At 43.0% G+C, this 25,298-nt stretch carries 11 protein-coding genes and 1 pseudogene; 3 read left to right on the top strand and 9 right to left on the bottom strand.

What is annotated here, in order from left to right; all coding sequences use genetic code 11:
• Positions 1-5: 5 nt before the first annotated feature.
• The 4 genes from IEY67_RS01800 to IEY67_RS01785 form a co-directional block, all read right to left on the bottom strand.
• Positions 6-1,337, bottom strand: a complete 1,332-nt coding sequence (locus tag IEY67_RS01800) for an alpha-L-fucosidase (protein ID WP_373292231.1) — start codon at positions 1,335-1,337, stop codon at positions 6-8.
• A 64-nt stretch (positions 1,338-1,401) separates the two neighbouring features.
• Positions 1,402-2,853, bottom strand: a complete 1,452-nt coding sequence (locus tag IEY67_RS01795) for a sulfatase family protein (RefSeq protein WP_183670207.1) — start codon at positions 2,851-2,853, stop codon at positions 1,402-1,404.
• 103 nt (positions 2,854-2,956) lie between these two features.
• Positions 2,957-4,939: a RagB/SusD family nutrient uptake outer membrane protein gene (locus tag IEY67_RS01790; RefSeq protein ID WP_183670209.1), complete on the bottom strand. Its 1,983-nt coding sequence runs from the start codon at positions 4,937-4,939 to the stop codon at positions 2,957-2,959.
• Between the two features lie 12 nt (positions 4,940-4,951).
• Positions 4,952-8,101, bottom strand: a complete 3,150-nt coding sequence (locus IEY67_RS01785; RefSeq protein WP_370450089.1) for a SusC/RagA family TonB-linked outer membrane protein — start codon at positions 8,099-8,101, stop codon at positions 4,952-4,954.
• A 325-nt stretch (positions 8,102-8,426) separates the two neighbouring features.
• Between IEY67_RS01785 and IEY67_RS25405 the strand changes: the two genes are divergently transcribed.
• The gene (locus IEY67_RS25405; protein ID WP_122374774.1) at positions 8,427-8,876 is read left to right on the top strand and encodes a two-component regulator propeller domain-containing protein; all 450 of its coding nucleotides are present in this window, start codon (positions 8,427-8,429) and stop codon (positions 8,874-8,876) included.
• A 30-nt stretch (positions 8,877-8,906) separates the two neighbouring features.
• Here IEY67_RS25405 and IEY67_RS25400 read toward each other — a convergent pair.
• Positions 8,907-10,490 (bottom strand): annotated as a pseudogene (locus IEY67_RS25400) (ligand-binding sensor domain-containing protein); the annotation flags it as partial.
• 708 nt (positions 10,491-11,198) lie between these two features.
• Here IEY67_RS25400 and IEY67_RS01770 point away from each other — a divergent pair.
• Both IEY67_RS01770 and IEY67_RS01765 read left to right on the top strand, forming a co-directional pair.
• Positions 11,199-12,461 carry a hybrid sensor histidine kinase/response regulator transcription factor gene (locus tag IEY67_RS01770; RefSeq protein ID WP_229800936.1) on the top strand — a complete coding sequence of 421 codons (1,263 nt, stop codon included), beginning with the start codon at positions 11,199-11,201 and terminating at the stop codon, positions 12,459-12,461.
• A gap of 293 nt (positions 12,462-12,754) precedes the next feature.
• Positions 12,755-13,303, top strand: a complete 549-nt coding sequence (locus tag IEY67_RS01765; RefSeq protein ID WP_122353680.1) for an RNA polymerase sigma-70 factor — start codon at positions 12,755-12,757, stop codon at positions 13,301-13,303.
• An 88-nt stretch (positions 13,304-13,391) separates the two neighbouring features.
• Here the strand turns inward: IEY67_RS01765 and IEY67_RS01760 are convergent, their stop codons facing one another.
• The 4 genes from IEY67_RS01760 to IEY67_RS01745 all read right to left on the bottom strand — a co-directional run bounded on the left by IEY67_RS01760 (position 13,392) and on the right by IEY67_RS01745 (position 25,296).
• On the bottom strand, positions 13,392-15,419 hold the full coding sequence (locus IEY67_RS01760) for a beta-L-arabinofuranosidase domain-containing protein (RefSeq protein ID WP_183670211.1): 2,028 nt from the start codon (positions 15,417-15,419) through the stop codon (positions 13,392-13,394).
• An 8-nt stretch (positions 15,420-15,427) separates the two neighbouring features.
• The gene (locus IEY67_RS01755; protein WP_183670213.1) at positions 15,428-18,649 is read right to left on the bottom strand and encodes a glycosyl hydrolase; all 3,222 of its coding nucleotides are present in this window, start codon (positions 18,647-18,649) and stop codon (positions 15,428-15,430) included.
• A gap of 3 nt (positions 18,650-18,652) precedes the next feature.
• Positions 18,653-21,934 (bottom strand): glycosyl hydrolase, encoded by a 3,282-nt coding sequence (locus IEY67_RS01750; protein ID WP_183670214.1) that lies wholly within the window; start codon positions 21,932-21,934, stop codon positions 18,653-18,655.
• Between the two features lie 77 nt (positions 21,935-22,011).
• On the bottom strand, positions 22,012-25,296 hold the full coding sequence (locus IEY67_RS01745; RefSeq protein WP_183670216.1) for a glycosyl hydrolase: 3,285 nt from the start codon (positions 25,294-25,296) through the stop codon (positions 22,012-22,014).
• Between the last annotated feature and the right edge of the window lie 2 nt (positions 25,297-25,298).

The raw sequence follows: 25,298 nt of genomic DNA, 5'->3' as shown, positions 1-25,298 counted from the left end.
CTTATTTATTCAACGTTATAGACACTGAAGTTTCGTATATCCGGTTGTGCCACCGATTGAGAGACCGTCAGGCGCAGAGCCGATGCTTCGACTGCCGGGAATTGTTCGATACGTTTATGTCCGACCGACTCGCCCTCGCAGACGGTTTGCCATTTACCGTTTACTTTGGCTTCCACTTTATACCGGCGGATACGTTCTCCATTAGCGATATTCTCCTGGATAATGCAATGGTTGACTGCTTGTGGTTTATCCAGTTTCAGTGTCAGGCTTTTCTTTTGTCCCGATGCAGAGGCAATGGGAGAGGAGAAACGGCGGTTGATCTCGTCACCCCATTCTTTCAGTCGTTGCACATCGCCGGCAGGGAGCAGTCCTGTCGTATCGGGAGTCAGTCCGACGATCAATGTGGCATTCCTTCCGACTGACTTATAATACATATTCATCAGGCTGTCTACCGGATAGATGGTATTCTCGTCGTCCGGCTCCCAGAACCATTCATGCCGCCCGTTCATGCCACGCAGCGGAGTGTCTGCCATAGCCGGGACCCAGTATTTACCATCCTGGTCACCATGCTTCAGTAGATCGTTATGGTTACGGCTTCCTTCCGTGTTGTTACTGTGTGAGTAAGGGTAGGGGAAAGAGGACCAGCAGGGGTAACCGACCGTACCCGACTCGGAACCGCCCCAACGGAAGTCCGCCCGGTCTACGTTATGATAGAAAAGGCATTCAGGCTGGTACTTGGTGACGATGGGTAATACATCCGGCCCGTCGCCTTTCGGATCGTCTGCGCCACCGTCAAACCAGATCATAAATAAATCACCGTAGCGGCTGCAGAGTTCTTCCACCATGCGCTCGCAGAAATGTTTATACCATTGTTGACGGTTAGCAGCAAACTCTCCTTCCCCCTGTACCTTGAAATTATGAACACCAAAAAGTGAATTCCATCGGATGCCGACATAAATGCCGGGCATTATATCGTATTTTCTACATGAATTGACGAAGTCTCGGATGATATCTCCTTTGCCGTCACGCCATTTCAACGCTTTCAGGCAATACGGATTGACATCGCTCTGGTAAATGGCAAAGCCTGTCTCGTGTGTTGCCGTTAGTACGGCGAACTTGGCTCCCGCTGCTTTGGCGGCCTGTACCCATTGATCGGTATTCAGCTGGGTCGGGTTGAAGATATTATAATCCTCTATCGGCTGGACACGGTTATTACCCTGACCGTATTTAATGCCGTCGAAGACATGGAGGTCATAATGGAAGACGACGCCCATTTCCGATTCGTGCCACTTCAACTGATGAGGTGCCGGGCGAGGTATCTCCGTTTGTTGTCCCATTGCCGGGAGAAAACTTGCTATCAATAAGATTACCAGATAAAAACGTGTATTCATGTGTTTATGTTTATAAGCTATTTGTAAAAGGATCGTTTGTCTTCTTCAACCAGTCTTTTAACCGGCTGGCAAACTGTTTAATCAATTCCGGCTGATCGGATGCAATATTATTTAGTTGGTACGGGTCTTGCTCGCGGTCGAACAGTATCCACTCGTCAGTCTGGCCGTTTGTAGCGTGTACTGCAAATGTATATTTTTTTGTCCGGAAACCTCTGTAGCCAGTCGTTAAATTTTCAGAGGAGACTTGATAATAAGGCTGTATTACCTCCTGGCCCTTATCGGGAGAAAGGATAGATGCAGACAGATCGAACGTCTCCACTTCGGCAGGTATCTCTTCCCTGAAGCCCATTAATGACAATAGTGAAGGATAGAGATCGGCAAAACCGATCATCAGTGTCGAGTCGTGGCGCGGTGCGATCTTCTCCGGCCAGGTGAGTATCATCGGGACGCGCATGGCTTCTTCGTAGTAAATATTCTTTCCGATATGATCGTGCATCCCCATACTATCACCATGATCGGAGGTGAATACCACGAGGGTATTCTCGAAAAGCCCCCGCTCTTTTAGTGCACGGATAATGCGGCCGACCTGGTCGTCAACGCCGGTCATGCAAGCATAATAATCCAGTACGCTCTTCCGGTAGAAATCCCCGTATTCCGTTCCTTTCGGTGCGATGATGGGAGAGTTGCATAGTGATTCGACATCTACATTCCGGTATACTTCTTTATATTTGTCGGGAACCAGGTCATACCCGGTGTGAGGCGGGTTCATGGATACGACCAGGGCGAAGGGTTTATCCCCGTCGCGGAGTTTATTATCTTGATTGGCGATATAGTCGATGGCCCGGTCGGCTTCATATTCCGGCCCCCATTGGTCTACGAAATAGAATTCCTCGCGGCTGGCATCCGTATCCCAATACATAGGCTTCAGATGATAATCGTATGTCCCGTAGGCGATCCAGTGACTGAAACCGTGACGACGGTTTTTAGGGCACCATTCGTTCCAGGCTATTTTCCCTTTGTTGTTATTCGTATCGATATAAGGTTGGTAAGGAGCATCCAGATGCCATTTGCCGATGTAACCCAATTCATATCCCTGATCTTTCAGGACGTCCGACCAGCAGCGTGCCGAGGTAGGCAGTTCGACTCCATAAGGGGCTGTTGCCGAATTACAATTTCCGGTAACTTTACTATGTACAGGATACATTCCCGTCATCAGCATGCCACGTGCCGGGGAAGATACCGGATAACTGCTGATTGCATTGGTAAAGTTAACACCTTCTGATGCCAATTGATCCAGATGAGGTGTTTTTACAGCCTCTTTACCCAGGCATCCTAAAGCATCTCCGCGCCATTGATCAGCCATAATAAAGATCAGGTTTGGAGAAGACTGTTTCTCTTGTGCTTGTATTCCCATTGCTAATATAGGAAATAGCAATAATGTGTGAGTGATAGTTTTTTTCATGGTGCAGTAAAGTTACATAATTATAGTGGAATACAATATCATTTTGAAAGAACAAGACCTCCCGGAGAAAATATGGAGGTCTTGTTTTATCATGAATAGATCATTAATCGCCTTCAGGAAGACTGCTGGTTTCTATCTTCCATCCCGGATTCTGATAAATTGTAGAGGAAGCATAATCAGTGGAACCCTCTGTTTCTGTTGTCAGTCGGAAATGGTCGAAGGCAATCGGGTTCAGATATTTGTTCTGGTTCCAATTGTAACCATTGTAAGCAATATTATTCGTATTGATACGGTAAGGACGAAGATACTGGCTTTCTGATTTTGCAGATACATTTGCATTTGTATTTCCTGATTCTATCAAATTAACGACCGAAAGAGTAACATCTGCTGCCGGAGTGGGAGTTGGCGTTGTATAACGTGCATAATTTTCACTCCATAAATCGAAACCTTCTACGTGATATCCCTGCATCATATCCAATGCACGCCAACGTTTCAGGTCATTCAGACGAAGTCCTTCGGCAGCAAACTCGATGCGGCGTTCACGACGGATGTTGTAGAGAGTCGTTGATACTAATTCAGAGCCGGAATAACGGGCAAAATCCAATTCTTTATTTAAATCCGTTGCATTTATTGTTTTCTGATAGTCGGTATCCATATTGGCACGTGCACGAAGAGCTCTCCAATATTTTCCACTGTTGGCATCTAACGAGTTGCTCAATTCATAATCAGCTTCCATATAATTCAGATATGCTTCAGCAGCCCGGAATACTACACAAGCTGTGGTAGAAGGCAGCGTCGGACCTTGTGCAGCATCTGTTGTCAGACCTTTTTTTACCGAATAACCGGTAGGGCATTTGTTCTCATTCTGACCCAGCACGATAGGTGCACGATAATAATAACCATATCCGTTCACAAGATATTCAATATTGCTTCCTCCTTCTGATAATAATTCACCGGGTAAAATGGTATTGTATCCTAAACGTGGGTCACGATCGGCTGCTACGGATTCATAGGTCTTATCACCTTGATAACCGGAGTTATTCGCATAGATCGGTAATCCGTTTTCCATCAGGTAAGATTGCATCATACTGCGTGTCCATCCGGTATTTCCACCTCCGTTACGTTGTATATAACCCACTACAAAATGGTTGACAGCAGGAGTAAGACTTGCATCATAGGCTCTCCATAATAATACCTCAGAAGTGCTACTTAATGATTGGCTGTTGAATAGAGACGGATAATCGCTGGATAACGAATATTTATCGGCAACTATTTGAGCAGCTTCTTTGGCTTCTGTCAGGAAGAATCTTATTTCAGAATCGATGTCGATTGAAAAATCTTTCAGATAATCTTTGTTCGCTCCCGGCCATCCCGGACCACCCGGCACGCGTGCTGTCCCTTTGTGGTATTTTTCCCATGTACCTTCAAATAAGGCTACACGGCTTTTCAAAAGGGCGGCACAATCTTTAGTCAGCCGGTTGGTCATGGGCGGAGTTTCTTTCATGTAATAATAGGCCGAGTCCAGGTCTTGCAGGATGAAACGTGCCACTTCATTGCGCGGACGTCTTTTGCTTGCTTCCCTGACAGTCTCATAATCTTCTGTAATCCAGTTTTTCAATATGGGAAAGTCGCCGAGTGCAACTAGTTTGGTATAGTAGATATATGCACGGAAGAAATACATTTCTCCCAAATAATGTTTATTGTTAGCTTCTGTTCCGTTTAATTCCCCATTCTCGAGCCGGGGGCGTACTTTGTCGATGAAATAGTTGACATTACGGATCTTTCCAAAATCCCAGGCACCTCCGCTTTGTGCTACGCGGGTTTCTCCCTTCACAAATGAACTATTGGGATTGCTTGCGGCCTGGTTGTCACTATTGTTGTCGGTGACGAATACCCCCATATTATATTGTCCGGGTGTATGGGAGGGAAGCTGATCGTACAGATTAGCCGAATAAGCAGCCAAATCACTTTCAGTCAATAAATATTTGTCGGTGGGCACAGCGTCCAACGGTTCTTTGTCAAGAAAATCGTTACAAGAGCATAAAGCACCAGCCAATGTTATGATGTATAATAGATTTTTTTTCATTGTTTTTGTATTTTAAAGAGTGATATTTAAACCGAATGAAATAGTTTTAGATAGCGGGTATGTCTTACCATTGCTGAATCCGTTGGCAGCAGTTGCTTCGGGATCGAACATATCAGCTATGCCACTGATAGTGAAAAGATTTTCTGCACTAACATAAATACGGAGCTTTTGGATATTCGCTTTATTCATCCAGGCTCGGGGGAATGTATATCCTATTTGCAGGTTCTTCATACGCATATAAGCTCCGTTTTGTAAATAGCGTGTCTGAGTTTTTTTGTTTTTGTTTCCTTTATCACCCAGATAAGCTTTGGGGTAGTAGGAATCGAGATTTGCTCCGAATACGGAAGTTGTGTTCTCCGGACGGAAATAGTCAAGGTGTTCACTAAAGCCAACCGATTGCCACTCTCCGCCATCAGCTCCCCAAAACATAGGACCGCCTAACCAAATGTCACGTTTCATAACTCCCTGGAAAAACATCTGTACATCGAAACCTTTCCAATCTGCTCCCAGGCTCAGGCCGAAACGGAAGCGAGGCGTATTGTTACCGATTACTTTTAAGTCGCCATGATCTATAGCTGTACTGTTTCCACTGTCGACTACTTTGTCACCGTTCAGGTCGCGATACATAATGTCGCCGGCTCCCCAGGCTGAACCGATTTTACTCTGGTCATTGTTGGCCAGCCATTCGGTCATTTGTTCATCGGATTTAGCGATACCTTCCGTCTCGTATCCCCAGATTTCTCCGATTGTCATTCCGTCGTAGTAAAGCGTATTACCGTCTGCATCCCAAAGAGCTTTAGAAGCATTGGGGTATGAAATAACTTTAGCGCGATAGTCTGAAAGATTAAATCCGGCATTGTAATTCACTTTTCCTATCTGGTCTCTCCAGTTCAGTTGTATTTCCCATCCTTTATTTTTCAGTTCGGCATTGTTCGTGTTCGGAAGAGAGGTCCCTAATATGGCACCCACTTCGGCTGCCGGTCCGACCATGTCTTTGGTTCTGCGGATAAAATACTCGGCAGTTGCATTCAGGCGGTTGTCCAGCATGCCGAGGTCGATACCTATATTAGTATTGTAGATTTTTTCCCAGGTAAGTGTGCTGCTGACCATTCCCGGAACTCCCGCCGTTGTCGGTTTGCCGCCATTCATTAACCAGTTGCCGCCATTAGCCGTTACGCTTTGTGTCAGATAGAACGGATAGTATGAGTCAGTATTCTGATTTCCTAACATACCCCATGAAACACGCGGTTTCAACGTATTGATGATGTTACTTATCGGTTCGAAGAACGATTCGCGTGCTACATTCCATCCTAAAGAGAAAGAAGGGAACACGTTCCAGCGCTGGTCTCTGAGGAAACGGGAAGAACCATCGTAACGAACGTTCATTTCTACCATATACCGGTCCTTATATGAATAGTTGATACGTCCGAAGAATCCGGCAGTCGACCAGTCATTATATTTAGAACTGTTGATTTTATCCTCCCCGGTAGACGCACTGATTTCCGGAACAAGGCTACTGATCACATCGGGACGTTGGGCGCTTAATTCGCGATAGACATATTCTTCGGTATTCATACCAATCAATGCCTTAAAGTAATGATCTTTCAGCTGTAAAGTATAATCGGTATAAACGCTTGTCGTATAGAAATTACTGTTCAGGTAAGCAGAGCGTGCGAACGAAGCTCCCGGAGAATAACTTCCGCTAAAAGCTAATGCCTGCGGATTCCCGTTTACATCGTGTTCATAGATCGGATTCAAGTTCGTTTGCTTGTTCTGATTGATAATTCTCATGCCGGCTTCTGCGTAAATATTCCATCCTTTAAGCGGGTGGACTACGAGCTGTCCCTGCATATAAATATTATCGTTATGGGTCTTGGAACGTCCGCCGTCTACCAACTGGTTGAGTTTTCCGTTTCTCATATAATAACCGTTCGGGTCTTTAAAAGGCATCATGGGCCACATACGGGCAATATCGTGGTAAAGAAGTCCGCCTTCTTCCAAATAAATAGGGTTGTCGAGGTCAAAACGTACGAACTTTGTGTTAATATTGAAATCTACATATTTGTTTATTTGTGTATTAACCTTAGCTGTTGCATTGTAACGTTTATAATTATCTTCTCCGTAACGCAAGTTGCCATTTTGGTTCAGATAACTTCCGGATGCGTAGTATTGTATCTTTTCCGTACCGCCGCTCAGACTGATATTATGTTCGTTCGACCATGCCCACTGGAAGTGTTTTTTCCACCAGTTTACATTATCATTAGCTTTTTCATGAAAATGCCAGTTGTTACCGTTGGCAATAGTCGTTTCCGCTAATTCTCCGGCCATGTATTTTTGTATGCGACCGATGGTCTCTTCGTCAAAAATGACACTACCTCCCTGATTGATAGAAGCTTCATTGAAGAAATTTGCGAAACGGTATGAATCGAGTTGATTAGGGAGATTGGTCGGACCGGAATAACGGACGTTATTGTTGTAGTTTATTTGCATTTTCCCGGCTTTACCTTTTTTGGTTGTTATCATAATTACGCCGAACGCTGCCCGCGAACCGTAGATAGAGGAAGAGGAGGCATCTTTCAATACAGAGATGTTTTCAACATCTTCCGGATTCAGGTTGTTCATGTTTCCTTCCATACCGTCGATCAGGATAAGTGGCTCGCCTTTGGAACCTTTACCGATCGTTCCTGTACCACGAATATTAACGTTCATGTTCTGACCCAATTGTCCTCCCAGGTCGGCGGTGGATAAGTTTAATCCGGGAACTGCCCCTTGTAAAGACTGTGAAACGGAAGTTACCGGCCTGGATGCTAATACCTTCTTATCGACAGTCGCTACAGCTCCGGTCAGATTAACTTTCTTTTGGGTACCGAACCCTACTACTACTACTTCGTCCAGTGCCTGAGTGTCTTCATTCAATTCTATTTTTAGACTGGATTGTCCGGTAAGTTTGATCTCTTGTGTAGTGTATCCTATGTAGGAGATCACCAGGATATCATCTTTCGAAGCATTGATAGAGAATTTTCCGTCCAAATCGGTAATAGTCCCGTTTGTTGTACCTTTTATTTGAATGGAAGCTCCGATAACGGGTTCATTCAGGTTCTTGTCAATGACAGTACCGCTAATGTTTTGCTGTTGCGCGTATATATGAAATATACTAACCATTAGCAGCACAATTAAAAAAGTGACTCTTTTCTTCATCCTTTTTAGTTTTAAGGTTGTTAATACTAATTTTATTAAATCTTTGTAAGCAAAAGTATCAGGTCTGCCTGGAAGGGATAACACGTGTTTTCTTCATTAACGATGGGCGTTTTCTTTATTTTTTCTGTTGAAAAACAGGATACTGGGTGTTTTATTCATGGATAGTCGGTAGATTATTCATGCATTATATTTATGTTGTTTTTCTTTGTCTTGTTTAGAGGTAATATCCTCTTTTTTTTGTTTCTTTGTATATGTTTGAAATATCTAAATGAGGAGCTTTGTTAATTAGATGATGAGGAAATTTATTGTCGCTATACTATTCTCTATTTTTTATAGTTTTTCCGGTTATGCCTTTTTTGAAAAGGATATCAGGGTGCTCACCATGCAAAACGGACTGGCCGATAATACAGTCTTGTGTATTCATAAAGATATGGATGGTTTTATGTGGTTTGGCACAGATAATGGTTTGAGCCGTTATGATGGAAAAAATATAAAGAATTTCGGTTCGGATGGGCTTTATATGAAAGTTTCCAGTATCCATGAAACCGGAAATAATCTGCTTTGGTTGAATGTGAGCGGGCAACTCTTCTGTTTCGATCGCCGTATGGAGCATTTTGTTTCTATTAATGAAAACGGGAAATTTACCGGAGTTCAAGATGAACTCTGTCTGTTTTATCTCAGCAATATGCTTAAAAGATGTGATAACATTCTTAACCAGCACATATATATCAACTTCTGACAGTTTTAATTGCACCATTCCGGCTTCTATTTTTTGTACATAGAGTAATTGATTTACCAGGGTAGATAATGAGGTTGCATTATTGTAAACCAATGATAACTTATCATATAGAATTTGTGAAAGGCGTTCCGTCTGCAATAACTCCTGTAAAGGAGAAAGAATCAGTGTCAGAGGTGTGCGAAGTTCATGAGAGACATTCGTAAAGAAATTGCTGCGTTCCCGGTTGATTTGCTTCTCTTTCTCACGTTCCAGATTGGCAACAAACAATTCGTGTTTTAACCGTTCTTCATGCCTCAGACGTGCCTGCTCCTTTTTTACACGGCGAATCAGATAATATATAATAAAACCGATTGTGATGATGATTAGAAGACGGAACCAAATTGTTTCATACCAATGAGGCAGGATGTTGATATCCATGGATGTCAGATAGCCGCTAGAACCGTCTGCCATAATACTTTGTACTTCAAAAACATATTTCCCTTGAGGTAAGTTTGCATACGAAACCTTTTCACCTTCATTGATTGTCAACCAGTTCGATTGAGCCGGACTTAACCGGTAATTATATTTTTGCAGGTCATCCGAGTAGGTCAGATTACTGAACATCAATGAAAAACTATTATTAGCAGCCTTTAATGTTAATCCGTGAGTATAAGGAATACCTTGTTTCAGAATGACTTGATTATTTATCTTTTGCCCGATTTCAACTGTTTTATTATCTACTTCCAATTGAGTTATTACTACTTTACCGGGAATAAAGTGGTTGTTCATTGCTTCATTCGGGAGGAAATAGGTTATGTTTTTATTATTCCCCCAAAACAGAAAATCCTTATAAAAGATGACTGAGCGGTTATTACCGGATATATAGTAATTATAGAACAATTTCTGATGTCTGCTGTAGTTACAAACACTCGAAGCGGAACCTAGCCAAATACGTCCTTCCGCATCTTCACAAATACAACCTATATAATTACTGCTTAACCCATTATGGGTTGTGTAAAAATTCTCGATTGAATCAGATTGAATATCCATTACCCCAAATCCGTCGGAATAACCTATATAGAGCTTTCCGTCTGAAGCAGCATAAAGGGAACGTATGTCCCTGACTGGAATATCAGCTGTTTTTTCATAGTCCGATCGAATAGGTTGACCATTCAAAGAACACTTTACTAAGCCGTATGACAATCCTAACAAGAAGTATTTATCGGGAACTTCTGCCATTGCCCGTATGGTTCCGGAACCGACAGGGTAATAGACAAAATCTTTTGTCTGGCGATCAAACAACAATAACCCGTTGGATGTTCCCAGCCATAAACGATTTTGATTGTCAATCAATAAAGACCAGATGGAACCAGACCACTCAGGTTTGTCTTTAATACGGACAGGATAAACGGTAAAGGTTTTATTTTCGGAATTATACTGAATTAGTTCGGACTGACCGTTTCCGAACCACAAGTTTCCTTTTTTATCGTTGAGCACACATAAAACAGTATTGCTCGAGCCGGCAGGGACCGATTCAAACTCCAAACGGCTTTGAGGATTGAAAGGTTCCGTACTTCTCAAAATACCCTTATGGAAAGTGGCTAGCCAGATATATTCATTTTCATCCGTCGCCATTTCACATATTTCATTATGTGTTTCCTGATGAAAGCGTTGATAAAATTGCTTTCGCAAATCGGAGGCATACACTCCTCCGCCTTGTGTTCCAATCCAGATGATACCTTCCGTATCATAATAAGCGGAGATCATTCGGGTCTCCAAGTTACGATGAAGTTGAGATGCAGTGTTGTTATAGACTTCTGTTGTATAGCGGGTAGGTTCTTCTTTATCAGGAATAAAAACTGTGTAACCATTCCATGTAGCAGCTAAATACCGTCCGTCTCCCAAAGAAACCATCTGGTAAATATCTCCATGGGAAAGAGTTTTTTTCGTATCCTCCGGTTTATAGCTATATTGAGTATAGACACCTGTTTTCGGATTGTAACAGATCGCTCCGTTGGCCCAGGTTCCAATCCAGACAGAACCGTCGGAATAAAGAAGGCGGTGAACGTGAATTTTATTGACTCTCGGTAAATCGCCTTGGCTTGTCATTTGACGTGTTTTTGGATTGAAAGTGACTATATTTCCCCAATCGGTCGCAATATAAATGATTCCGTCAGGGGATTGACACATAGCCATATAGTTTGTATTGTTCCCGGCCAGACCAGTAAACTCCATTTCTACTTTTAAGTCCACTTTGTCTATATTCCCCATTTTATCCATCTGATAAGCGATTGAAATAAGCGAAAGTACATCAGTGGATATCATCCAAAAAGTCGTATCGTTTTGCATGAGTACATCTTGGACTTTGGCATTCAATCTCTTTATCTCTGGATTGATGCCCCGAAAATAGAATCAGCTTTGAAGAACCTCCTTTCGAATGCGCTCAAATATACCCCGAAAGGCGGAAAGATAAGGGTTGCGATCGCCGAGAAGGAGGTGGACGGGAAAATGTTCTGTTTATTATCTGTTACGGATAATGGACCCGGTATCGCTGAAAATTTGCAGGGACGCATTTTTGAATCTTTTATAACGGGCGAAAATGATCCCTCATTTTCTACCAAGGTGGGTATCGGCTTGCGTATCGTTAAAAACACGATGGATCTCCATCATGGGAAAGTCTTGCTGAACAGTGTTCCCGGTAAAGGTTCCGAGTTTATCCTTTACCTTCCGTTAGGACGTGAGCATTTTAAAGAAGATGTATATCAACAGGTTGAGGATACCCGTGATGACCGGAAGGAGGAAGTATTCATTGCCCCGGAAAAGGTTCGTGAAGAGAGATCCCTCGAATCAGGTAAGAAATTGCTGGTCATTGAAGATAACGATGAGATAAGACATTATATTCATACTCTATTCGAGAAAAAATACCGTGTCCTGGAAGCTCGAGACGGTGAAGAGGGCATGCGGATCGCCAGTGAAGAGATCCCTGACCTGATCATTTCGGATATAATGATGCCGGTCAAAGACGGCTTTACCTGTTGTCAGGAGATCAGGCAGGAGTTGCAGACGGCTCATATCCCGATCATCATGCTGACGGCCAAAGCAGAGGAGGAGGATTTGTTGAAAAGTACCCGGATCGGTGTGGACGACTATATCATGAAGCCTTTCAATCCCGAAGTGCTCAAGGCCAAAGCAGAGAACCTAATCCGTATGCGTGAACAGTTGAAACGCATCTATACGAAAACTCTGATGCTGAAACATACGGTAGAAAAGCCGGAGGAAGAAGAGCAGGCCAGCCTTTTCATGCAGCAGGTGATCTGCATTGTCGAAACCAATCTGACAAACCCGGATTTCAGTGCCAAAAGCCTGGCGGGCCTGTTGAACCTCAGCCAGCCTACTTTATACCGGAAGATGAAGCAGCAGAGTAACTTGTCGATTATCGAAGTGATTCGCAGTATCCGTATCAGCAAGGCCGCTTCCCTGATCATGCAGAAGAAATATTCTGTTCAGGAGGTGGCTGAAATGGTCGGTTATAACGATATCAATACATTCCGCAAGCATTTTACGAATCAGTTCGGTGTATCGCCTTCCCGTTATAATGCTTTATAGTCTCCATTAGTCCGGGGAGAGTGTTGTCACTAGGGTGATGTTGTTGTTAACACGGCGTATCGTTTATCTTATTACTACGTCCTTCTTTGCATATCACAGTTGTGAAACAAAAGAAATCCATCTGTGAAACAAACGGAATCCAACTGTGATATGAAAGGAATGCAGTTGTGATAAGCAATAGAAGTATTAAAAAAGAATTATTACCAATAGCTATTGACTATTATGGAATAAATCTTATTTTTGTATGGTATTGAGATAAATGGAGAGAGAGCCTTCTTTAGATTCCATAGGAGATGAGTAATATAAGTTTCAGCGAGATATACACAAACTACTATAAACGTTCGTTTTTGTTTGTAAAGTCATATGTCAGGGACGATATGGCTGCGGAAGATATTGTGTCTGAGGCTTTAATTAATTTGTGGGATACCAGCAAAAAGGAAAAGGTGGAATATCCGTTATCTTTACTTGTTATGATGCTGAAAAACGGTGCTTTGAATTATCTGAAACATCAGGATGTAAAGCAGTCCGTCTCCGATTCGATCTCATCTAAAATGGCCCGTGATCTGGGCTACCGGATCTCTACTCTGCAGGCTTGTGATCTGGAAGAAATATTTTCCTCAGAGATAACCCGTATCGTAAAAGAAACATTGGAGGCTTTGCCGGAACAAACCCGGCGTGTCTTCGAGTTAAGCCGGTATGAATGCCGTACTGTAAAGGAAATAGCAGAGGAGTTGTCTATCAGCCCGAAAGGAGTTGAATACCATATAACCAGGTCTTTGAAGGTGTTGAGGATTGCCTTGAAAGATTACCTGCCTATTTTTTATTTACTCTTTCTGAAGTGAGGAACTGTTTCTTATCTGGAAACCCTTTCGCCAAACATAGTACATGACCGTGTCCGGCGAAAGGATTGTTGACAGGAATGATCCTGTATTATCTTACTAACGGAAACTCTGAAACACGTAGCGTTGTACACCCGTAAGGAATCAGAGTGATCTCTTCTACAGGGTTTTTACTTCTGCCGGTAGAGAAGGGGAGAGGGCCTGCCATTTCATTGTATAGTTGCCAGGAAGGTATTTCCTTCGCTTTTACCTTGATCTGGATAGGGGCATTTTCTACGTTCCAGAAATAATTATTTGCCTGTTTGGCTTTGTCGATCGTAACCTGGAAATTCTCCTTTGTATTTTCGGGAGCTGAAGCCAGTATTCCATAATTCCATTTGGTCGGTGAAGTGACTTCGTAGTAGGATTGACCGAACTGTGTAATATCATCTCCTTCAAATTTTTTCTTTTCCCATTTCTCCTCCATCTTCAGTGCATAGACCAGTGGACCTCGTTCAACGGCGATTGAATTCTCATACCATTTACTTGTCGTTACTTCCATCGGTAAGTGTAAAACGACCTGGTCGCCGGTTTTCCATGTTCGACGTATAATCGCCGTACTGTTTCCTTTGGCAGTAGATTCAGGAACGCCATTAACGGTAACAGTCGCATCTTTACACCATCCGGGGATACGCAAATGGAGCGGAAAGTCAACCTCTTTGGTCTTGCCGAGTAGCCGGACGGTAAACTGTATCTTATCATCCATCGGGTAATGAGTGTCCTCTGTAACAGTTACTCTATGGCCGTTGCCAACCTTTGTCGTCACCTCCGAAGGAGAATAGGCCAGCGCAGCAATACCATTATCCGGTGTAGCATACCAAAGGCTTTGAGTGAATTTAGGCCATCCCTGATGCATATTGGAGAAACAACAAGGATATCCGGTCCGTGTCCCATAGATAATATCTGTTTCTGCATGGTTGGCATCCTCATAGAAATTGTGGGCATGGCGTGTGACCATTACCTGATTGGCCTGCTGGAAATATTGTTTATCCATAAAATCATCTGTTATCTGAGTAGGGAGGGCGTTGAAAGCGATCCGTTCCAGATGGTCTGTCAAAGTCAGATCACCCGTTATCTCCATCATCTTTTCCAGTGAATACATAAATTCTACGGCAGAGCATAATTCGGAACCCTGGGTCGGATTGTTGCCATGCAATCCTTCATCTCCTCCGTACATTCCTTGTGGCTGTCCGTTATATTGACGAATATCGGCCAGTCCTTTTTTGACTGCATCCAGGTACTTCTCATCCGGGTTTTGCTGGTAATAAATAACCGGCTCCTTGAGTCCTTGTGCCAGGTTCACACAGTGAATCGTGTTGAAACGGGTCAGATCATTCCGGTTAAGGAACATGTCGACGAAATCGTAGCTTTGTTTATGTAAGAGATTTCCTAGATCGAGCAGGAATTTCTCTCCGGTAATATTGTAAAGCCAGTATACGGCCTGCAGGTTGTCGCAGGCACGATACTCGGCCCAGAAGGTCCAGTTACCCAGTGGGGTAGAAGGAAGAGTCGCTAACTGATAACGGAAATAGTTACTCATAAAGTCGATCACCCGTTTATCTCCTGTTGCCGAATAATACTGCTGCATGATCTTCAGCATTACCATCCGGGGCCACCAGTCTGCGGAATTATCCCTTTGAATGCCGGGTTCGGGATTATAATCCCTGGCAGGACCGAAGAAACCGTCTTCACGCTGGCTTTTCAAAGTCCATTCTATCCAGGGCTGTACCTTTTGCTTCAACTCCTTATCATCCAGGATATAGGCTAAGGGTAATAATCCGTCTATCCAGTACGGACCTCTTTCCCATTGGTCGCCGTCACCACCGAGCCATCCGTTACGTGCCCCCATCACTTCCGGATACAGGACGTCCATTTGACTGGACGCCCCTTTCTTTTGCCGCTCCAACATCTCCAGAAGCCAACCTTTGGCTTTGATGCTACCCAATGGTAGTTCCATGTAGGGTTTTCTTATGAGCGGATAACGGTTATTGGGGTGATCGGGGTTATCCGCCTTGGCAAGGGATACAGTGCTACATAATCCTATTGTAAGTATTAATGATAAAAGGAATTTATTGTTCATAATTGTATCTATTTATATTTTATTGATAACAAATTGACAGGCCCTAATAATCCGGAGGTCTGTAAAGGTGAATGAACATTCCATGAATTATGATGCGCCCATGTCGGACGTTCTGCCTCTGGCAGACGCAAATCACCGATCAGACGGTTCATCCAGGTATTAACTACTTCTACCTCCAGTTCATTGATACCGTCTCTTATCACATCTGAAACTTCTATCCGGTAAGGAGCTGTCCAAACACCACCGACATATTTACCATTGATCTTTATTTTGGCCATTGCCGTAACCTGGCCCAAATCTACAAAAAGTTTTCCTTCGGGCTTCTTTTTTACGTCAAATGTTGTTTTGTATATGGCAGTCCCTGAATAATATCTGATACTTTCATCTTCATGTTTACTCCAATCTGTGAGCGTTGAAAATGTAACCGGTTGAGCAGGTCCCCGTTTATATTGGTCTGATTCAAAAAGAACCTGCCAGGGCTGATCTATTTTAGTAATAATTTCCGGTTTCGGATAATTATCCTCCACACCGGTAGCGGCAGGTTTACCTGTTTTACGGAACACGATAAACCCACTTTCGTATGCTTCCAGTTGCAACGGGATGGTTGTCGATTCTTTACCCTGTATGAAAGCAGGTAATGGTCTGATTGACCCGGTTACAACATCCCATAATTCGGGTACTTTTCCTTGTACACGGAATTGTGGAGAAACGGTGATCGTCCGGTCACTTTGGTTCGTGATAAAATAGATTTCATTATCTCCGGCTGTGCGATGAACATAAAGGACCGGATCATTTTCTCCGAACTGACAGTCGGGAATCACGCCTGATCTGTCCAGAACCTCTTTTAACTCCACGTCGGTATAGATAGTCCCTTTTCCATAAGAACGTTGTTTTACGGATAGATCGCCCCACATTTTCTTTGCGAGTGCATTTACTTCCTGATCGGCAACCGGGTAGTTCTCCATACTGGGTGAACGGCTAGGAGGAGGACCGAGGATAACCGCCCCGTCAGCAACCAACTGTTCAATCTTCTTCAGGACAGATGGGCGCATGGTTTCCAGTTTAGGTAATACCAGTACGCGGTAAGATGTGCCGTGTGGCAATACCAACTTTCCGTCTTTTACTGTCAGGTCACGTTCTATAACTTCTGCATTAATGTAATCATATGAATATCCTTTGGGTATTTCAGGATCACGTATGCCTGTCATCTTTGGTGCATCTTCTCCAATAAAGTAAGCGATATCAGCTATATTCTGACCTTGCTGTAACATATAATTGGCACGTTTGATATAAGAAACAAAAAGACCTAAATGTGAGTACCATGTATTCAGGCGGTTAAATTCGTTGCCGAAACTGGTGTTGACTCCGGGTGGTCTGTTTTCGTAAGGTTGGTGGATATAAACATGTAAAAGAGTATTGTTGACACCTTCAGTGAACGACCAGTCACCACGTTGTTTCAGGATTGCAGGATAACGACTGTACGAACCTTCTCCGCAGGTGAATGACTCGGCAGAGACCTTTGGTTTTCCATAAATATGGGCACAGGAAGAAGCTGCACGATTCTCGATACTCCCCAGGTTACCTTCATTCCAAAATTCGCCGCCGACTTCATCGGACTGACCGCCATATTGCAGAAATTCGCCAGGGAATCCCCAATGCCCGTAATTCTCAAGCCAGGTGGTCATTCCATGTTCATGACTTATTTTTCTTAACCCTCCGACATAATCATAGGATATTTTGTCGGCAACGAACCTTCTGACATCCCATAGGAAGCGATCAGACAAATCAGGACTACCTATGATATGGCCTTTGAATACGGGAAGAAAAGGCACGGGATCGTAGCCATAGCGTTTTTGGAATTCTTTCAGAAAATCGTCAGTAAAATTTTGTCCTCCGGTTTCATAACTATCCTGAACCGCAACTTTTAATGTTTTACGATCGTCAGCAGGAATTCGCTCCAGGATCATTCCCAGATAGGCATCGAAATGACTGGCTACATGTTCTTTGCTCATTTTATCCACCTCGAGTCCTGTGCCTTCCGGAGAAGCCGGGCTGTTTGTGACGCCTGTCGGTGTCATTCCCGTACGCATAATAATCCATTCTCCTTCAGGAACATCCCAGGTTAACAGTCCCTGGTCATCCATATAGCCAGAGATGTCCAGGATTTCATCCGGTTGTGTCATTTTGTAACTGGTAACATCGGGTTGTTCATCCCATAAATAATCATGCCAATAGGGGAGTGGTGTCTGATGCATTTTTGCCAATGATTTTTCTGCAAACCTTTCCATTACAGGTGAAGGAGATAACAGGATACGCTTGATACCGCTTCCCGGATTGGCTTCCATCACAAGGCGGAGTTTCTGATCTTTTACTTCCGGTAAGCTGATAGCGACGGGAGCATAAGGTTCGAAACCAACATTTAATGCGGGGTTAGTGCGATTTAAGGTGAACTGTTTAATGTTTTTGAAAGAATCCCCCTCTTGAACCTGCAGTTCAATTTTCGCTCTTATTGGTCGTTCTGCCGGATAGAGAACAAGGCTTCGCGCTGTAGCCTCTTTCGGTAAGGTAATATCGATAGTAATTTCTTTATCATTGAAGGTCAACTCTTTCCCAGTGTTCAGATCCGCTTTTATATTTGAAGGTGAAATGGTATAAGTCCCTTTTTCCAACAAATTAATTAAGTAGTCCTTATTTACGGGCATGGCAATTACCTTAACATCCTGGAAATCCTTTGTCGGCTCTGTAAGATGTTGTTGTAATTTTTGGGGGCCTTTTACTTTGACTTCCGAATATGTAAGATATCGCATCGCTTGTTCAGGCTTGATCCATGGACCTCCTGACTGGCTCCATCCGGGACTGTTGAAAAGTCCTATTTCAATGTTTAATTCCGTAGCGGTTTTCAGTGCAGTATGCATAATATCCCACCACTCATCGGTAAAGATCTTGACTTTTCCGTAGGGGGCTTCTTGTGGAGATAGTCCGATATTACCGATAAAAGCCCGGTTGATACCGACCTCTTTCATCGAGTGCAGGTCTTTTATTACAGCCTCTTTGGATATATTATCGTTGATCCAGTACCAGTATATGGAGGTCTGTATATCAGCGGGGATATCCTTGAAGTTTTTCTCAACTTCTGTGAAGTCCACGGTATTCTTCTGTTGTTTTGTACAGCAACAGAGAAGGCAACAGACTATCAGTGGTGTAAAATAGGTATAAATTATTTTTTTCATTGCTTAAAAACTTGTTATGTTATACTTAACAGGCCCAAGAAGTCCCGAATCTCTTAAAGGGGCATCTTTTGAAGGGCCGTTTATAGTCCATGTTTTACGCATCTCTTCCGGTTGTCCGGCATCATAGACAAGACGATTGAACCAGGTACTTGTTATTTCTACAGTCAGTGTATTTTTTCCGGTTTTCACAGCTTCTGTTATATCCAGACTATATGGTGGAGCCCATAATGTACGGAGAGGTTTTCCGTTGACTGATACGGAAGCTATCATTTCTACTTTTCCCAGGTCCAAAGAAACAGTCATCCCTTTTTCAATTTTATCTATATTGAAAGATGTTTTGTAAATAGCAGTCCCTGAAAAGGCTTTACCTTCGGTCGGAAGGTCCATATCTTTCCACGGTTTTAAATCTGTAAGTTCCAATGAAGACGGTGTTCCCCATCCGGAAGGGAAAGTCAGAGTCCATGGATTAGAAAGTAATACAGATGTAACTTTTTTATTCTGTTTCTCTATTTCATATTGGGATTTATTATTTTTTGAGTGATGGAATACGACGAAACAAGAGCCTGCGACAGGTAGAGCCAACTTAACAGATGTACGGTTGCCGTTACTGGAACTTTCGATCGGTTTTGAAGTTCCTGTTACCGGGTCCCAAAGTTCGACCTCTCCTTCACAACGGAAATTGAGAATGCCGTTGAAATCTTCTCCCTTTTGCGGACATACAAAATACCAGTCGGCTTCTTCAACCTGTCGATGCGACCATAAAGCTTTCCCTCCTGTTACATCCGGAGTTATTTTTAATTCTTTTAAAGCTGTGTCGAGTGGAGTATTTGAAATTATATATCCTTTACCGACTTTTCTGATGCCTTTCTGACTCGCTTTTCCCCAGATGTTTTTAATTGCTTTGTCAAAACGTTGTTGAGCCGTATTTCCTCCTGTAAGAGTTACAAGCTTCTCGGGTGCATTCCCTATTACAGTAGCTCCGGCCCGAAGCAGTTCATATATTTTTTCTAAAGTCTCCGGTAGCATTCTCGGAGTATCAGGAAGCCATAATACACGGTAACTGATTCCTTCAGGAGTCACTATCTTGCCCTCTTTAACGGAAAGCCGGTTCAATAAAATATCTGGGTTGCAATAATCATATTTGAAACCTTCCGGGAATGGTGCATTTTGATTTGGCTTATGATTTATTTCATCTCCTAGATACCAGAGCACATCAGAAACCGGTTTTCCACGCTCTAACATATAACTGCAACGTGAAAGGTAGGTCGTTAATTCAGGCATATATTTCCACCAGGTCTGTCCTCGTAAGAATGGGCTGCCTATGCCTGACCCGAAGGATGTTCCCGGAGCAAAGAACGGATTCTGGGGGTTGTGTGTATAGGTGTGAAAAACAAGATGAGTAACGCCATCTGCATAATTCACATTTGCCACTTCTTTGAACATGCTCATGTGTTCGTCCCATGTCAGGTCGAAAGAGGTAAAGGCTTCTGCTGCTAGACGTGGCTTACCGTACAGGCGTGTAGCAGATGCTGCCGGTTTGATAGGTTTGAAATTTGAAGAACCGACAAAATTCTCAGTCATCGGTTGCCAGAATTCGCACATGGGTATATCTGCAAATTTGAAATACTCAAGTATATCAGCGGGGAATACATCTCCGGCAGCTGTCTCATAGGTCATGTACAGGCCGTTTTCATGTGCCAGTTCTGTCATTCTTCCATAAAAGTTGTGAGTGAACAGATCGTTTGTAGTAGCACGCCAGTCGTGTAAGAAACGTGTAGTCGTTTCGTGGTCTTTAATAACATAACCGAATACAGCAGGTAACCATTTACGGAGTTGATAATTTGCTACACGTTTAAATTCATTTTCCATATTATCGGTCCATGTCTGTGTATAGCATTCCCAGCTATCTATCAACATACCATTCAGTAATCCGTCTGCCAGTACTCCGTTATTTTTGATGAGGCGTCCTATATAACCGTCGAATTGGGCCTCTGCTCCTGATGGGGCAAATTTATTACATTCCCATCCGGTTCCTTCGGGAGGGGCAGGACTGTTCTTTTGTCCCGTATTTACGTGCCCGATTCGTAATATGGTCCATTTACCGGCAGGTACGGTCCAGTTCAGATTTCCGTCTTTATCCATAAAAGATGAAATATCCTGAATTTGATCAATGTCGATGAAGGCTTTTTTGTCTTGCGTAGGAAAAGCCCCGTTGCGTTCAATGCTTCGTAAAGTCCATCCGGCTTCTGACTCCCAGTTGTTTTTACGGGCGGCGGAGTATAAGAGGAGCGAAGATAGAGACATGTTGTGTTTATTGACAATAGATATCCGGTATTTATTTACTCCATAAACATCGGAGCAGGCCAGGGTAAAAGGTTTGTTGTCTTGAGAATTGGCTTGAGGTATATCTGTTTTTATTATGTCTTTTACGGAACCATCTGGTAAAACAGCTTGTATATTTACTGTTACTCCCGGCTCATAACATTGAGGATGATTAAACCAATTGATACTGGGAAATTCCACAGCTCGAAGGGGCGTTGCCTCTGGAAATGTAACCTCAAACCAATGCGGAGCATCTTCTGTGGTTGGTTGGAGTTTTACAGGCTGTTTCATCTTTCCCTGAAAAAAATCATTCCAGTCCATTTCATGGTTACTCCTTATTTCCATAGGGATGAGAGGGCTATTTGTATCATCCAGGGGAGTCGGGAATGCCAGTACTGTAATGTCTTTGTAATCACGCCAGATTTCTTCACTTGGTTGTGGGACAGATAATTTTTTGTTTATATGTACTCCTCCATCGATATCAGTCCGGCTCCATACCAGATGACGCATGGCATTCGATGTTTCAATCCATGGCCCTCCTGATGTTGCCCATCCGGAACAGTTCAGCATCGTGAAACGTAATCCCAAACGTTTACATTCTTCTGCGGTATGGCGTACAGCATCATCCCAATGAGGACTCAAACTTTTTATTTGAGGTTCTACTCCCGGCCACGGACCTCCAAACTGTCCGTGAAATAATTGAATCCCGGAAATTCCGGTCTTTGATATTGCTTCCAGGTCTTTGGTAATCCCTTCTTTTGAAACGTTTCCTCCAATGTAGTGAAACCAGGTTTCCGGATAATAAACTTTAGATGGAGATTGGAAATTCTTTCTATCTGTATTTCCGAAAGGGCTGTTTAATTCATTATCAGAAGGTAGTACCGGATGTTGGGCTGCTCCGTAGGAACTAACAAGGAAAGCAGCAGCGGTAAAACAATTCCTCAAAAAATCTAAATATCTCATGATGTATTTATTTTAGTGATTGGTAGATATATCTCGAATACGTTATTTCCATATAGTAGAAATTTTGTAATCGGGATCTATGGTTTTGAAGTGTCCTCTTTTTTTATTGTTACAGGTCCTATAAGACCGGAAGGCATCAGTCCGGAAGTTGGAGAGAAACCAATATTTGTTTTGGTAATTCTTTCTTTTTCAGGCAATGAAGCATCATAAACCAGTCGGTTCCACCAAGTGTTGGTTACTTCTATTTCAAGAACATTTCCTTTAGTTTTGCAATATTCAGAAATATCAAGTCTCCATGGAGCACACCACACTGTACCAAGATCATTCCCATTCAGGCGAATGGTAGCCAGATCGTGGACTGTGCCAAGATCAAGGAAAAGTTTTTCCTTTGAAATTTTGTCAAGATCGAATTCTTTGCGGTAAACTACAGCGCCGGAATAATACTTGATTTCGGGAACAGAACTTGTTGTCAGATCCTGTAGTGACTTATAAATTATAGGTTTTTCGGGTCCACCCAATTTCGGGTCAAAATGAAGGCTCCAGGAACTGTCAAGTGTTTTAAGTACTTCATAATTTGTATAATTATTTCCATCCAGCCGGGTCTCAGATGTCGGTTTCCGGAAAACAACAAAAATGCCCTGATATGGAGCTAGTTCCATAGGTATAGTTGTTCTGGAACCACTGATTGAAAAAGCTTTTGCTGAGCAGGAAGAACCATCTACCGGATTCCAGAATTCCGGTAATTTTCCTGTTATACGAAATTTGGCATCTATATTTTCAGTGGTATTCCTACGGTTGATAATAAAATATATATCCGTTTCTCCTTCTTTGCGATGGATAAAATCTATTTTTACCGGAGTCGTTCCATAACTTGCAATTTCATTCTCATTCATGTATGAGAAATCCCTTTCAATCGCTTTTTTCTTCAGAACTTCTGCAATTTTGACTCCGCTGATGACTCGTCCTTTGCCAACGGCACGATCTACCGGACCTTCTGTTTTGCCCCATAGCTTTTCAGTAATTTCACGAAGCGTTTTCTCACTTTCAGGAAAGTTTTTTAATCCGGGGGTTTTTATGAATCGCGGACCTATGACAGTCGCTCCTTCCTGTACTAATTCGAGTATTTTACGAGCGACTTCAATCGGGACAATCCCGGATTCAGGAAGAACAAGTACTTGATAATTCATTCCGTCAGGCAGGTAAATCCGGCCATCCCGAACGGATAAGCGGCTCATGATAATTTCTGTATTACATACATCATAATCATATCCAAAACCACGGTCAGGATCTATATTCTTCGGAGATACGAAACAAGGTACGAGATCTCCTTCATAATAAAGTACATCTGCGACAAAATGTCCGCGTCGAAGCATGTATTGGCAGCGTGCCAGATAATCTGTAAATGATTTTGCCCGGTTCCACCATGTAATCCGGTTATTAAAATGAACTCCGGCTGCAAATACAGTTCCCGGCATACCATTGGCAGGACCGGATGTAGCAGAACCATGGAAGGTTATGTCGTTGATGCCTTCACAAAAAGCGACATTGGCTCGTGGCAATAGAGTGGCAGGCGAACTGACCCAATGAGTAAAACTGGTAAATGCCTCCGAAGCCGTCTTTTCTTTTCCATATAAATGAGAGGCACTGGCTGCCTGTTTAGTATTGACATTCTGACGTCCTTCATACCATTCTTCCGAGAGTGATCCACTGTGATGCACTGCTGGGATCCATTGGTTTTCACTCCATTGACCGCCATACCAGAATTCTCCGACCGGAACATCCATTCTTCCCAGATTTTTCAAACCGTCATTCATCATTAATCTTGGAAGATGTTGTCCTCCGGCTTCTGCACGAACCTGTACCCCTTTTTCATGTGCACGGTCTGCCCATATTTTATAGTGTCCGTCAGCGACGCAATCAGCAATCGTTCGACGTACATCATTCAAAAAACGTTCTGTAATATCCGTATTTTCAACTATTTCGCCGGCCATAGCTGCAAGATAAGGTTTTGGGTCATAACCCCGTCGATTACGGAATTCTTCCAACATATTCTCTGTCCATGAATAAATACCATGAATTTCAACATTATCCTCATGTAAATATTTAAAAGTTGTTCCCTCTTGTTTTTCTGCTTCGCGGATCAATACTCCGCTGCTGTGATCAAAATCAAAGTCTGTGGATTCTACTGATAAATAGTCGGGCAATAAACCTCCGCCTGCCGGGATTTCAACAAAAGCGGTTCCTACTCTAATGATTTTCCATTTTCCTTCCGGGACTTTCCAGTTTAAACTTCCGTCCGGTGATATTTTATTGGTCAAGTCAATAGCGTCTTCTATGCGAAGAGGTGAGTTTTTAGAAGAAGCTTGTAATGGAGTTAAAGGGAAAGCTTGTTCTACTTCTAGTTTTGATGTGCCAATGGGGGTTAATGGATTCATCAGGCCGCGTTTGGCATTCATTAAAGCTACCTGATGAACGTCGCTTTTAGTTCCGAGAGATACCATACGGACAGATTCGCCTCTCCCCTTTTTCAGGACAAGCCGGAAAAAACGGGCTGTACGCTCGGGAACGGGTTGAAAAACATTTTGATAGACATCACCAATCGAATGAAGTGTATCGACTGGTTGATATGTTTTCCCATCTTCCGAAGACTCGAGTATTGTTGTCCCCTCTCGCTCAAGATAAACAAAATCAACCTTTTGGGGAGATTTAAAATCAAAAAGAATCCATGGCTCTTCCGTCTCATTTTCCGGATTCCAGGCGGTATTGTAATCGCCGTCCAACATATTGTTGATATCTTTGGCATTACTGCTAACTGAAATAGAAGGCTTAAATGAAATGGAATCATGGACTGGATAAGCCCAAACAGCATCGTCTTTGTATAATCCCGTAATTCCGGTTGGAGTATTTAATTTCCCTGAAAACTGAGATGGTCCTTCAAGGATTGTTTCACTAGAGGCTACACGTTTTGCCCCATTTTTCTGGTCAATCCAGGGACCACCGGAAGGCCAGCCGCTACTTACATTAGCCCCACATTCCAGGCCCAGGCGGGCACATTCCCGTACGGTATGGCGATATAGCTCAAGCCAGGCCTCACCTAAAAAAGGGACGTTGGGCATTCCGCCATGATAAAACACAAGAACTCCACCTATTCCCTTTTTACTAAGTTCTTCCAAATGCTCTGTTATAGCAGGTTTATCTACATTATCATACCACCACATAAACACCCACGGGCGGTTTTCTTTGGGTGGATTCAGAAAGTTATCGATTTCTGTATCTGATTTTTTTACCGCATGAACGGTTTCCGATATTAGGCTGGTAAAGAATAGGATAGCAATAATTACAGATATTATTTTTTTACTCATCG

This window comes from Parabacteroides faecis, assembly GCF_014647375.1.
Taxonomy (GTDB): Bacteria; Bacteroidota; Bacteroidia; order Bacteroidales; family Tannerellaceae; genus Parabacteroides; species Parabacteroides faecis.
The sequence above is the reverse complement of the archived record's forward strand: the minus strand, read 5'-3'. Positions and strand labels throughout refer to the sequence as shown.